The organism is Massilia niastensis DSM 21313 (genome assembly GCF_000382345.1).
GTDB lineage: Bacteria > Pseudomonadota > Gammaproteobacteria > Burkholderiales > Burkholderiaceae_D > Telluria > Telluria niastensis.
This window is the reverse complement of the sequence record NZ_KB908137.1, coordinates 18,333-31,695: the sequence shown is the minus strand read 5'-3', so window position 1 is coordinate 31,695 and position 13,363 is coordinate 18,333. Positions and strand designations below refer to the sequence as shown.

Genomic DNA, 13,363 nt, shown 5'->3' with positions numbered 1-13,363 from the left:
TTTCAGTTTGCCATTCGATCCATCGAGCAGCATGCAATCAAGCTTGGCTTTGGCAACGTCTACACCCAGGTAAAACATGAATTCTCCTTGTATTCTCGATCATCACACTCACTCTCCTTGTGCATGCAGGGTCATTGCCCTTGGCTACCGTCCAGTGTTGGATATGGTGTGAGAATGAGGTGAAGGGCTTGATCTACGTTACAAGGTCGGGCCTTCAGGGTGGGCTCAAGCTGGTCTTCACCTCGATTGGCGGTAGCTAACCACCAATATGATCAAGATACAAGGGTGGGCGGCAAGGACACTCAATCAATGAGATGCACCTTGTCGCCCCTGATGCTGCGCTGGGCCGGCTGTCCATAGACACGGATCCCGCCCGCCCCGCCGGTCGAGGCGATCAGCGACCGCTTGACCGTCGCCCGGATCCCGCCCGAACCGCTGGCATTCAGGTCCGCCTCCTGCGTGGTCAGCCCGGCCAGTTCCGCGCTGCCCGAACCGCTGACGCGCGCATTCAGCGAACGCACCACGCCTTTCGCTTCCAGCCTGCCCGAGCCGCTCACGTTCACGCGCGCATAGTCGCCGCGCACCTCGCCCACGCTCACGCGGCCCGAACCCGACATGTCGAGGTCGGCGCTGGCGCTATGCAGGGCGGTGGCGTCGATCACGCCCGAGCCGCTGACGCGGGCGTTCAGGCTGTCCACGTTCCCCGCCAGGCGCACTTCGCCCGAACCGCTCTTGCGCACGTCGAGCGGCGCCCCGTTCAGGTCGCGCACATCGACCTGGCCCGAACCGGAAGCCCGCACCTCGCTCAGGCGCGGCACCGTGTAGGTGATGCGGATCGGGTTCCTGCTGCGCAGCTGGCTGTCGGAATACACCTTCAGGGTGTCGCCGCGCGTCTCGGTGCGGATCAGCGGCAGCAGGTTGCTGTCGGCCTCCACCACCAGCGACGGCGCCGGGCCGACGCGCACCTCGACCCGCATCGCCCCGCTCACTTCCAGCGCCGGCAGCGCCGCGACGGCACGCTCGTCGCGCGCCGCCACGCCATTGCCGTCCACCTTGTCGTTGTCGAACACGGTATGGACGCGCATGTCGCCCTCACCCGGCGCGACGATGATGGCACAGCCGCCCAGTACGGCGAGGGTGGCAAGGGCAAGAAGCTTACGCATGGCGGTCCTTTGTCGGTCGTTGTTGTCGATGATGCGACTCTAGCAACCACCCTCGCCTGCCGCACGCCGGATGCGACAGGCTGCAAAAAACGGCCCCTGAACTGCTGTCCCGCAGCTCCAGCCGAGTCAGCGCTGTCCCAGCCGGGTCTCCCCGAACAAGGCCTTGTGCTCACGCGGCTGCGAACGCCAGTACTGGGGCGGCGCGAACACCTGGTCGCCCAGCTTCGCCGCCGCATGCCACGGCCAGCGCGGATCGAACAGCATGGCGCGCGCCAGGGCGACGACGTCGGCCTGGCCGTCCTGCAGGATGCTTTCCGCATGTTCCGGCTCGGTGATCAGGCCGACGCCGATGGTCGGCATGCCGGTCTCCTTGCGGATCCGCCCGGCGAAGGCGATCTGGTAGCCCGGCCCGAGCGAGATCTGCTGGGCCGGCGAGACGCCGCCGCTGGAGACGTGGATGAAGTCGCAGCCGAGCTGTTTCAGCTCCTGCGCGAAGCGCACGCTCTGCTCGATCTCCCAGCCGCCCTCGACCCAGTCGGTGGCCGAGATGCGCATGCCGACCGTCATGCCGGGCGCCGCGGCGCGCACCGCCGCGAACACCTCCAGCGGGAAGCGCATGCGGTTCTCCAGCGAGCCGCCGTATTCGTCGTCGCGCCGGTTGGCCAGCGGCGACAGGAACTGGTGCAGCAGGTAGCCGTGGGCGCCGTGGATCTCGATGGCGTCCAGGCCGAGTGCGCTGGAACGGATGGCCGCGGCCACGAAGCCGTCGCGCACCCGGGCCAGGCCTTCGCGGTCGAGGGCCAGCGGCACCGTTTCGCCCTGCGCATGCGGGACGGCCGACGGGGCCAAGGTCTGCCAGCCGCGCTCCTGGTCGGGCGGGATATTCGCGCCCCCTTCCCACGGCGCCTCGCTCGAGGCCTTGCGGCCGGCGTGGGCCAGCTGGACCGCGATCTTGATGGGCGAATGGCGGCGCACGGCGCGGACGATCGGCTCCAGCGCCTCGGCGTGGGCGTCGGACCACAGGCCCAGGTCGAGGGGGGAGATGCGGCCCTCGGGGACCACGGCGGTGGCCTCGATGATCAGCAGTGCCGCACCGGACAGCGCCAGGTTGCCGAGGTGGATCATGTGCCAGTCGGTCGCGATGCCTTCGATGGCCGAGTACTGGCACATCGGCGCGATCGCGATGCGGTTCGATAGTTGCAGGGGGCCCAGCGCGTAGGGCGAGAACAGCATGCTCATGAAGCCTCCGGAAGGAAAAGCCTCAGTCTAGCGTGGCGTGCGTGTTTGTGCTTTGGCAAGCGTGATGGAAGGGAAAATGAAAAACCGCCATCGGCGCCTGTGGCGCCCATGGCGGTTCAATGGGTGAGGACGAAGGCGGCTCAGGCGGTCCGCACCACCATGATCCCGGCGCGCAGTCCAACCCGCACATCGGGATTCGGAAACACCACCAGCTCTTCGTCATGCTGCACGGTATACACGGTATCCCCGTCCGACGCGATCACCTCGCCCTTCTTCAAGGGCGTGAAGTTCCAGGTCTCGCGCCCGACGTTCATGCTGAACGCATCGGACAGCTTCATGATCGACTGCGCCGTCGCGAACACATGCGGCTCGGCCTTCGCCGGCACGTCCGGCTCGCCGCGCAGCAGCCGGCCAAGCGCCGCCGACATGTCGGCGAACTGCGACAGGTCGTTCTGCCCCAGCGTCCCCACCTGTCCCAGCTCGACCGTGCTGCCGGCCGCGCCGTGGTGCTCCGACGTGTAGTAGCTGTAGGTGCCCGCCGACTTCGGATTCATGATGATGGCCCCGATGCCGGCCTGCCCCAGCCACCCGACCAGCGCGCCGCGCGCCCGGTCCTCGATCAGCTCCGGCACGATCGCGAACATCGGGTAGTGCGACGGCCGGATCGCCGTGTGCAGGTCCAGGTGCCAGCGTTCCGGCCCCGCGCCTTCGAAGAAGGCCGTGGTGGCCGCGACGATCGCGTCGGCCCGCGCCGCTTCCGCGGTGCCGGCCAGCGCACCGCGCTCGGCGCGGAACATGCGGTTCAGGTCCGCGTCGATGAAACGCTTGCCGGCCGCGATCGCGTCGATGTTCCCGACGCACAGCATCAGGTCCACCGCCAGCGCGCGCGGGGAACGCGACAGCGCCTCGACGACGTAGGCCGTGACTTCGATCGGCCCGGTCTCGTCGCCATGCACGCCGACCGATACCAGCACGCTCGGGCGCGCCGCGTCGCGTATTGCGTCACGACCGGGCGCCTTCACCGTCAGGATGCCGGGCGCCGGCAGGGCGACCGCGAAGCCGGCTTCCTCGAAGCGCTGCGCGACCGTGCCGAAGTTCGCTTCGGCCAGTGCGCGCACCGCTTCAGGGAGCGCGTTGGAATCGGCTGCCGCGCTCATGCGTCAGGCCGCCAGGCGCTCGGGGCTCGAGCCTTCCGACAGCGACCACACGTCCAGCATCGCCTGCTCCAGGTCGACCGGCTGCTCGAAGCCCGACAGGCCGCGCTCGCGGGTGACCTCGGCGACTGCCGCCTGCGGATCGCCGCTCTTGCCGGCGCGCTCGATCACCTGCAGCAGCAGGCGCTGCTGGGCGCGGCGCAGCGACTGCATCGCATAGTTGCGCAGCTGTTCCTGCGACTTGCTCTGCGCCGGCAGCTTGAGGCCGCGTTCCAGCGTGTCGATGCCGGCCTGCTGGCGCAGGCTCATGCCGACCTGCAGGAACTGCGCCAGGCTCATGCCGCCCGGACGCTGCACCGACACCGCCGCGAACAGGAAGGTGGCCAGCGACTCGATGGTCTCGACCGTCTTCCAGGACGCCACGAACTGGGCCGGCAGGCCGGTATGGCCGTCGGCTTCCGAACGGGCCGGGGTCAGCGCGCGCAGCTGGTCGGCCTGGCCGAACAGCGACGACAGCTCGGCCATGCCGTCGGTGCTTTGCGGCAGCGACAGCACGCCCTCGATCACGGCGCGCAGCAGCACGCGGGTGCGGGCGTCGACCGTGGTCGAGACATCGCGCGGCACCTTCAGCGCGTCGGCGTCGAGGGCGTCGAACACCGGCGCCAGGTGCAGCGCGGACCAGGCGCGGGCCCAGGCCTTGACCACTTCGGACTCGTCGACACGGTGCTCGGCAGCCAGGTCGCGCAGCATCAGCGGACCGCAGCGGTTGACCGCTTCGTTGGCCAGCACGGTCGCCAGGATCGCGTTGGCCAGCGGGTGGTCGAGCGGGTCGCGGGTGGCGACCAGCTGCGCCGGGAAGTACGGACGCAGCAGCGAATCGGCCCACGGCTCGTCGACCAGCGGCAGCGTCGCCAGCACGCGCTTGAAGCGGTTCTTGACGTTGGCGATCACCACCGCCAGTTCCGGCGTGGTGAGGCCGAGGCCGAGCGCCTTGCGGCGCTGCAGTTCGGCGTCGCTCGGCAGCTGCTCCAGGTCGCGCGAGATGGCGCCTTCCGATTCCAGGTTGGTGATCAGGGCGGCGTAGCCGTCCACGACCGACGCGCTGGCCTGGGCCTGCGCTTCGCGGGTCAGCAGGTGGGTCTGCAGCGTGTTGTCGCGCAGGACCAGCTTCTCGATGTCGCCGGTCATCTCGTTCAGGATGCGGTTGCGGTCCACTTCCGGCAGCTTGCCCGCGTTGACTTCGGTGTCCAGCCAGATCTTGACGTTCACCTCGTGGTCCGAGCAGTCCACGCCGGCCGAGTTGTCGATCGCATCGGTGAAGATGCGGCCGCCCGCCAGTGCGAATTCGATGCGGCCGGCCTGGGTCGCGCCCAGGTTGCCGCCTTCGGCCACCACCTTGCAGCGCAGTTCGCCTCCGTTGACGCGGATGCGGTCGTTGGCGCGGTCCTTCACCTGGGCGTGGGTCTCGCTCGACGACTTGATGTAGGTGCCGATGCCGCCGTTGTAGAACAGGTCCACCGGCGCCAGCAGGATGCGGTGCATCAGTTCCTCGGGCGCGAGTGCGGTTTCCTCGATGCCGAGGGCGGCGCGCACCTGCGGGCTGAGCTCGATGGTGCGGGCGCTGCGCGGGTACACGCCGCCGCCTTCCGAGATCAGGTTCTTGTCGTAGTCTTCCCACGAGGAGCGCGGCAGCGCGAACATGCGCTCGCGTTCCTTGAACGAGATGGCGACGTCCGGGGTCGGGTCGAGGAAGATGTGGCGGTGGTCGAAGGCCGCCACCAGCTTGATCTGGCGCGACAGCAGCACGCCGTTGCCGAACACGTCGCCCGACATGTCGCCCACGCCGACCATGGTGATCGGGGTGGTGTTCATGTCGTGGCCCAGTTCGTAGAAGTGGCGCTTGACGGCCTCGAAGGCGCCCTTCGCGGTGATGCCCATCTTCTTGTGGTCGTAGCCGTTCGAGCCGCCCGACGCGAAGGCGTCGCCCAGCCAGAAGCCGCGCTGGACGGCGATGCTGTTGGCGATGTCGGAGAAGGTCGCGGTGCCCTTGTCGGCCGCCACCACCAGATACGGGTCGTCCTGGTCATAGCGCACGGTGTTCTCCGGCGCGACGATGGCGCCGCGCACGCGGTTGTCGGTCACTTCCAGCAGGCTGGCGATGAACAGGCGGTAGACTGCTTCGCCCTCGGCCGCCACCACGTCGCGTGCGGCGTCCTTCGGCATCTGCTTGCAGATGAAGCCGCCCTTCGAGCCGGCCGGCACGATCACGGCGTTCTTCACCATCTGCGCCTTCACCAGGCCCAGCACCTCGGTGCGGTAGTCTTCCATGCGGTCCGACCAGCGCAGGCCGCCGCGGGCGACCGGGCCGCCGCGCAGGTGCACGCCCTCGAAGCGGCGCGAGAACACGTAGATCTCGCGGTACGGACGCGGTTCCGGCGCCAGCGCCAGGTTGCTGGTGTCGAACTTGAAGATGATCTTCTCGCCGCTGTTCTGGAAGTAGTTGGTGCGCATGGTGGCCTGCGCCAGCTCGACCAGGGCAGCCATGATTTCCTCGGTGTCGGCGTGGTTGACGCTCGACAGGCCGGCCTTCAGCGCGGCCAGCTTGGCCGTGCCGGCGGCGCGCTCGGCATCGCCCAGCTTCGGATCGAAGCGCAGCAGGAAGCCGGTGACGAATTCCTTCACCAGCGCCGGCTGGGTGCGCAGCGTTTCCGCCATGTAGCGCACCGAGAACTTGGAGCCGGTCTGGCGCCAGTAGCTGATGTAGGCGCGCACCAGCTGCACTTCGCGCATCGACAGGCCGCCTTCGATGGTCAGGCCGTTCATGCGGCCGTCTTCGGCCTCGTTGTTGAACAGCGCGGTGAACAGCTCCTCGGCCACCGGGGCGATGCCAGGCTTGGCCAGCTTGGCTGCGCTCTCGGCGTCGACGGACAGCGCGGTCACGTAGTGGCGCACGCCGTCGGCGGTGGTGATCTTGAAGGTCTGCTCGCGGTCGACCGCCACGCCGGCATTGTGCAGCGCCGGCAGGATGCGCGACAGCGAGGGCACGGTGTCGCCCGAGTACAGGCGGATCGTGGTGGGGCAGGCCTCGTCGAGCTCGATGCGCACCGAGACGTGATTCGGCTGGCCGTTCTTCAGCACGGCCTGGGCGTCGCGGAACGCGGTTTCCGGCGCGGTCGCGGTGACGAAGCTGACCGGCAGGGTGGTGACCAGCTTGCGCAGGCTGCTGCGCAGGGCGCTGTCTTCCAGGCCGTGGGTCAGGACGGCGAAGCGGTCATGCCAGCCGTCCAGCACGCCCAGCAGCGGACGCTGGATATCGGTTTCCAGGTCGAGCGGGTAGCGCGCGGCGTGGGCGATCAGGTAGACGCGCGCCAGCGGGCCGTCGGCCACCAGGGGCTGGACGCGCACTTCGCGCGCGCCCGAGCTGTCCTGCAGGGCCTGGGCCAGGGCGGAACCGACCGCGGCGCTGTAGCGCTCGCGCGGCAGGTAGACCAGCACGTTCAGGTGGCGGCGGTACACGTCGCGGCGCGCGAACACTTTCGGGCGCGGCTGCTTGTACAGCGAGACCACCGAGCTGCACACCTGGGCCAGCCATTCCGGCTCGGCTTCCAGCGCTTCGGTGCGCGGCAGGGATTCCAGGATCTCGACGAATTTCTCGGCGCGGAAGCCTTCCTGGCGCACGCCGGCGATGCCCAGCACCTTGGCCACGCGGCCGCGCGCGAACGGCAGGCGCGCCAGCGGGGTCGAGGTGGCGGCGCGGGTGAACAGGCCGATGAAGCAGTACTCGCCCAGGATCTTGCCCTGGGCGTCGGTGTCGCGCACGCCGATGAAGTCGAGCGGCTGGTCGCGGTGCAGGGTGCCTTCGACGTCGGCCTTGACGATCGACAGGGTGTCGGCGCGGCGCGACAGCGTGTCGAAATCGCCCGGGATGTTGGCCAGGCAGCTGCCGTAGACCGGGTGCGAGGTGTCCTTCAGCACGCCGATGCGGCTCGGCAGGTCGCGCTCGAGTTCGCGCGCGCCTTCCTTGACCACGTAGTAGGCGTAGCCGAAGGGCTCGAAGCCTTCGTTCTTGGCCCATTCGAGGAAGGCGGCCACTTCCTGGCCTTCCGGGGTGCCGTTGGCGGCCGCATCGGCGGCCACGGCGGTCATGCGGTCGGCCATCGCGACGGCGTCGCGGTGCACGGTGGCGGCATCGCTGGCGACCATGCGCAGGCGCGCGGTCAGCGCGTCCAGCTCGGCGAACTGCAGTTCGTCGTTCAGCAGGCACAGCACGATCGACTCGAGCGGGCTGCCGGCTTCGCCGACCGACACCGCGGCGCCGCTGGCGTCGCGGCGCACCGGCAGCACGGCGTTCATCACGCCGGCGGCGGTCACGCGCTCCTTGCGCATCGCCATCACGAACGAGTCGACCAGGTAAGGCATGTCGTCATTCAGGATCAGCAGGGCGGTCGCCATGCCGCCACGTCCGTCGGAATAGCGCATCTGGGCGATCTGGCAACCCGGGCCGGTGCGCTGCGCCAGCTGGGTGAATCCTTCCCACAGCACCGGCGCCAGGCACTCGGGCGCGGTGCCGGCCAGGTCTTCGTCATCGAGCGATCCGAGCCACGCGCTGATCAGGGCGCCCACCTGGGGGGCATTGCCGGCGGCGTGGTTTGCGTTGACCAGCGCGAGCGTCTGGTTACGCAAATCGTTGGGCATGTCTTTCATCGTGCTTCTCCAAAGTTTGTATGCAGTGCGCGCTCCGGCTTGTGGCCCTGGCGCCGCCCTGCTGTTATGGGGACGGGGGTGTCCCGTCCGAATTCCGTCGGCGCCGCCTGGTCTCCATGGCGGCGCCGGTCGCTATTAGAACATGCCGCGCGGGCCGGGTCACCCTGTCCGCAGCAGCTTCTGTCACAAGTCGTACAGCCCCGGCAGGCCGAGGATGCGGGTCAGCTCCTCGAGCGCCGCGGCGCATTCGATCGCCAGCTGGGGGTCGGCCAGGTCCTTCGGCTCGATCCGGTCGCGGTAGCGTTTCTCGACCCAGGCCACCAGCTGTGCATACAGGGTTTCGGTCATGATCACGCCCTGGTGCATGGCTGCCGCTTCCTCGGCGGTCAGCACCACGCGCAGGCGCAGGCAGGCCGGCCCGCCGCCGTTGCGCATGCTCTGGCGCAGGTCGAACTCGATCAGTTCGTTGATCGGGCCGCCGCCGGCGGTCAGCGTCGTGAGGTAGGCCGACACGGCCGCGTTCTCGCGGCATTCGTGCGGCACCACCAGGGCCATCTTGCCGTCCGGCTTGGTGAGCAGCTGGCTGTTGAACAGGTAGCTGGCCACGGCGTCGCCGACCGGCACCTGGCTGGACGCCACCCGCACCGGCGCCAGGTCGGCGTCGGCGGCGCCAAGCGCGCGGCGCAGCGCGTCCAGGGTGCCGGCTTCGTTGGCGAAGGCCTGCTCGTGGTAGAACAGCACATTGCCGTTGCCGACCGCGATCACGTCGTTGTGGAACACGCCCTGGTCGACCACGTCCGGATTCTGCGACGCGAACACGGTGCGCGCCGGGTCCAGCCCGTGCAGCCTGGCCACCGCCTGCGAGGCTTCGAGCGTCTGGCGCGCCGGGTACTTCTTCGGCGCGGGGGCCGACGGGTCGAACTCGACACGGCCGTAGACGAAGAACTCGACGCCGGCGGCGCCATGGCTGCTGGCGAAGCGGGTGTGGTTGGCCGCGCCCTCGTCGCCGAAGGCCGGGACCGACGGCAGCGGATCGTGCACCATGAAACGGCCGCTGTCGGCGAAGATCGCGCGCAGGGTGCGCGTGGCCTGCGCGTGCTCTTCCGAGCGGTGCAGCTTGTTGTTCAGGTTGGCGGCGGTGAAGTGCACGCGGCCGTCGAGCGAATCGGCCGACGGGCTGACGGTGGCCGCGTTGGCGGTCCACATCGGCGCCGCCGACCAGGCGCAGGCCAGGATCACCGGCGCTTCGCGCCAGGCGCGCGCCAGCACGTCGGCGTCGGTACCCGAGAAGCCCAGGCGGCGCAGCAGCCGGAAGTTCGGCCTGCCCTGCGGCGGCATCACCGCCTGGGCGAAGCCGCGCGCGGCCAGTTCGCGCATCTTGGCCAGGCCCTGCAGGGCGGCCTGGCGCGGGTTCGAGGCGCTCCTCACGTTGTTGAAGGAGGCGACGTTGCCGAACGAGAGGCCGGCGTAGTTGTGCGACGGGCCGACCAGGCCATCGAAGTTGAATTCGCGGGCGCTGCGCATGATTACAGCACCAGTCCCGGCGACAGCTTGGCCGGCAGTTCGAGTTCGGCGGTCTCGATCGAGGCGACCGGGTAGGCGCAGTAGTCCGCCGCGTAGTAGGCGCTCGGGCGATGGTTGCCCGACTTGCCCACGCCGCCGAACGGCGCCGAGCTGGCCGCGCCGGTGGTCGGGCGGTTCCAGTTGACGATGCCGGCGCGCACCTTCACGGCGAAGCGCTTCCACTGTTCCGCCGACGGCGACAGCAGCGCCGCGGCCAGGCCGAATTCGGTGGCGTTGGCCACGCGCATGGCGGCGTCGAAATCCTTCACGCGGATCACCTGGAGCAGCGGGCCGAACCACTCTTCGTCGGGGATGCCCTGGGCGTCGGTGGTGTCGACGATGCCGGCGGTGACGAATCCCGCGTTCGGATCCGGCTGCTTCATCTGCAGCAGCACCTTGCCGCCCCTGGCGGCCATCTCGGCCTGGGCCTGCACCAGGCGCGCGGCCACGGCGGCGGACACCACCGGTCCCATGAAGGGCTGCGGCTCGGCGTTCGACGGGCCGACCGTCAGCCTGGACGCCACCTCGACCAGGCGGTCGAGGAAGGCCTGGCCCTCGGGCGTGTCCTGGATCACCAGGCGGCGCGCGCAGGTGCAGCGCTGGCCGGCCGAGATGAAGGCCGACATCACGGCGTGGTGCACGGCGGCGTTGACGTCCTTTACGTCCCAGACCACGAGCGGGTTGTTGCCGCCCATTTCCAGCGCCAGCATCTTGCCCGGCTGGCCGCCGAACTGCCTGTGCAGGGCCGCGCCGGTCTGGCTGCTGCCGGTGAACAGCACGCCGTCGATCAGCTGGTTCCGGCCCAGCGCCACGCCGGTGTCGCGGCCGCCGTTGACCAGGTTCAGCACACCGCCCGGCAGGCCCGCCTGCTCCCACAGCTGCACGGTCTTGACCGCGGTGCGCGGCGCGTATTCGCTCGGCTTGAACACCACGGCGTTGCCGGCGATCAGGGCCGGCACGATGTGGCCGTTCGGCAGGTGGCCGGGGAAGTTGTACGGGCCGTACACGGCGAACACGCCGTGCGGGCGGTGGCGCAGCACGGCATTGCCGTCCGCGATCCTGGCGGCGCTTTCGCCGGTGCGCGCGCCATACGACTGGACCGAGATGTCGATCTTGTTGGCCATGGTCGCCACTTCGGTGCGCGCTTCCCACAGCGGCTTGCCGACTTCCTCGGCGATGATGGCGGCCAGTTCCTCGTTGTGCTCCTTGAGCAGGTCGCGGAAGCGCGTGCAGACGGCAATGCGCTCTTGCAGCGGCGTGAGCGCCCACTCTTCGAAACTGTCGCGCGCGGATTCCGCCGCGCGCTGCACGTCCTCCGCGGTGGACTGGTTGCTGGCCCAGGTCTGGCGGCCGGTCGAGGGGTCGATGGTGACCAGTTCGGCGCCACTGCCGGCGAGCCATTCGCCGTTGATGTAATTCGAGAGCTTAGCCATTGACGTTCTTCCTTGAGTTGAGTGTCAGGATGCGCACTTCGTCGCCCACCTGGCAGTGCAGCTGCGACAGCTCCTGTGCGCTGAGCGGCACGCGGCTGGCGCCGGGCACGGCCTGGGTGAGGATCATCCTGAAGTCTTCCAGCCTGGTGTTCGACACCAGCATGTGTTCGGTCTCGCCGCCGGGCGCGCCCTCGTCGGCGACCGCCAGCATGCTGTCGCGCACCGCGCGCAGCTCGGACGCGCGGCCCTGCAGCACCGGGCCGGCGTCGAAGATGTCGACGTAGCCTTCGTAGTGCATGCCTTCCTGCTCCAGCAGCTTGCGCGCCGGCTGGGTCGAGGTGTGCACCTGGCCGATGACGGCGCGCGCCGATTCGGGCAGGTAGTCGACGTACAGCGGCTGGCGCGGCATCAGTTCGGCGATGAAGGATTTCTTGCCGAGCGCGGTCAGGCCGTCGACATGGTTGAAATCCATCTTGAAGAAGTGGCGGCCCAGGCCCTCGTAGAACGGCGAGGTGCCGTCCTCCGCCTGGTAGCCGCGCATCTCGGCGATGATCTTCTCGGTGAACATGTGCTGGAACTGGGCGATGAACAGGAAGCGGCTCTTGGACAGCCACTTGCCGTTGAAGCCGGCGCGGTACTGCGGCAGCAGGAACAGCGAGCACAGTTCGGTGGAGCCGGTCAGGTCGTTCGACAGGTACAGGGTCTCCATCCGCGTGAACACGTTCAGCTCGCGGCTGCAGTGCACCAGGGTGCCGATGCGGTAGTTGTAGAACGGCTCGGTCAGGCCGACCGCGCCCTTGATCGCGCACACGCCGGCGATGCTGCCGCTGTCGGTGTTCTCGAGCACGAACATGTAGTCGCGCTGCTCGGGCGGGATGGCCTGGGTGAACGAGGCCTCGGCGGTCGCCACGCGCTGGCCCAGCATGTCGCGGTCCGGCTTGAGGGTGGTCATGCCGCTGCCGGCCTGGCGCGCCATGTCGATCAGGGCGTCCAGGTCGGTGGTCTTGACTGCACGAATCACAAGCATGAATGGTTCTCCTGGAGTCGGACGCAGATGACGTTGTCGCCGGGCGCCACGTCCAGCGCCTGCTGGGCTTCGCGCGGCAGGCAGATGACCTGACTGGTCTCGACCGGCGGGCAGGCCACGGTGACGGCGCGGAAGCGCTGCTCGGTGCTGGCGACGGCGTAGTTGACCAGCGCCTCCGGCGCGCCGGCCGGACCCGCGGTCTCGACGCGGCGCAGCTGCGAGCCGGAGAACGAGCGCAGCGAATGCTTGTGCGCCTGCAGGATCGGGCCGCCGTCGAAGATGTCGATGTATTCGTCGGCCTCGAAGCCTTCCTGGGTCAGCAGGTTGAAGGCGAGCTGGCCGCTCGGGTGGATCTGGCCCATCGCGGCCTGGGCGTCGCCCGGCAGCAGCGGCACATAGACCGGGTAATGCGGCATCAGCTCGACGATCAGGGTGCGGTTGCGCGCCCCGCCGATGACGCGCTCGGCGTCCAGGAAGTCCATCTTGAAGAACTTGCGTCCCAGGGCGTTCCAGAACGCCGACTGGCCTGCGCCATCGGTCTGGCCGGCCAGGGGGACGAAGAAGCGGTCGCCGAAGCGGTGCGGCGCCAGCACCGCGTACAGCAGGCGTGCGCGCGACAGCAGGGCCGCTTCGAGGCCGGCGCGGTCGCGGTTGCGCAGGTAGAAGCCGGACAGCTGGGAATAGGCGGTCAGCTCCGAGCACAGGGTCAGCGCGTGCACGCTGTGGCTGATGTTCAGGTCGCGCGAGACCTGCTGGATGACGTCGTTGCGGAACGCGAAATACGTGCCGTTCGAGCCGGCCGACGCGTGGATGGCGGCGGTGCCGACGACCTCGCGGGTGCGCAGGTCTTCCAGCACGAACAGGTAGGACTCCTCGCTCGGAATGTCGACATGGGCGGCAAACGAGGCGATGGAACGCTCGACGAACGCGTGGATGCCTTCACGCGTGCGCGGCAGCGTATGCACTCCGGGTGTCGAGACTGCGGCCATCGCCTCGAGGGCGCCGATATCCGCGACTTCTACCGGACGGACAACATACATGTGAACTCCCTCAAAGACCTCAGTGCGTGCGACGGCCGGC

At 68.9% G+C, this 13,363-nt stretch carries 8 protein-coding genes; all 8 read right to left on the bottom strand.

From position 1 onward, the window contains the following. Positions 1-302: 302 nt before the first annotated feature. The 8 genes from H162_RS0125060 to H162_RS0125025 all read right to left on the bottom strand — a co-directional run bounded on the left by H162_RS0125060 (position 303) and on the right by H162_RS0125025 (position 13,323). The gene (locus H162_RS0125060; protein WP_020656239.1) at positions 303-1,163 is read right to left on the bottom strand and encodes a head GIN domain-containing protein; all 861 of its coding nucleotides are present in this window, start codon (positions 1,161-1,163) and stop codon (positions 303-305) included. Between the two features lie 126 nt (positions 1,164-1,289). After that, positions 1,290-2,402 carry an NADH:flavin oxidoreductase/NADH oxidase gene (locus tag H162_RS0125055; protein WP_020656238.1) on the bottom strand — a complete coding sequence of 371 codons (1,113 nt, stop codon included), beginning with the start codon at positions 2,400-2,402 and terminating at the stop codon, positions 1,290-1,292. Positions 2,403-2,542: 140 nt separating this feature from the next. Continuing rightward, positions 2,543-3,559 carry a succinylglutamate desuccinylase gene (locus H162_RS0125050; protein WP_020656237.1) on the bottom strand — a complete coding sequence of 339 codons (1,017 nt, stop codon included), beginning with the start codon at positions 3,557-3,559 and terminating at the stop codon, positions 2,543-2,545. A gap of 3 nt (positions 3,560-3,562) precedes the next feature. Further along, positions 3,563-8,260, bottom strand: coding sequence for an NAD-glutamate dehydrogenase domain-containing protein (locus H162_RS0125045; RefSeq protein ID WP_020656236.1), 4,698 nt, complete (start codon positions 8,258-8,260; stop codon positions 3,563-3,565). 183 nt (positions 8,261-8,443) lie between these two features. Continuing rightward, positions 8,444-9,784, bottom strand: a complete 1,341-nt coding sequence (astB, locus tag H162_RS0125040) for an N-succinylarginine dihydrolase (protein ID WP_020656235.1) — start codon at positions 9,782-9,784, stop codon at positions 8,444-8,446. A gap of 2 nt (positions 9,785-9,786) precedes the next feature. Further along, positions 9,787-11,256, bottom strand: a complete 1,470-nt coding sequence (gene astD, locus H162_RS0125035; protein ID WP_020656234.1) for a succinylglutamate-semialdehyde dehydrogenase — start codon at positions 11,254-11,256, stop codon at positions 9,787-9,789. Beyond that, positions 11,249-12,283 carry an arginine N-succinyltransferase gene (gene astA / locus H162_RS0125030; protein WP_020656233.1) on the bottom strand — a complete coding sequence of 345 codons (1,035 nt, stop codon included), beginning with the start codon at positions 12,281-12,283 and terminating at the stop codon, positions 11,249-11,251. The genes astD and astA overlap by 8 nt, the downstream gene beginning before the upstream one ends. Then, entirely contained in the window at positions 12,274-13,323 is a 1,050-nt protein-coding gene (locus H162_RS0125025; protein ID WP_026355071.1) for an arginine N-succinyltransferase, read from the bottom strand. The genes astA and H162_RS0125025 overlap by 10 nt, the downstream gene beginning before the upstream one ends. Between the last annotated feature and the right edge of the window lie 40 nt (positions 13,324-13,363).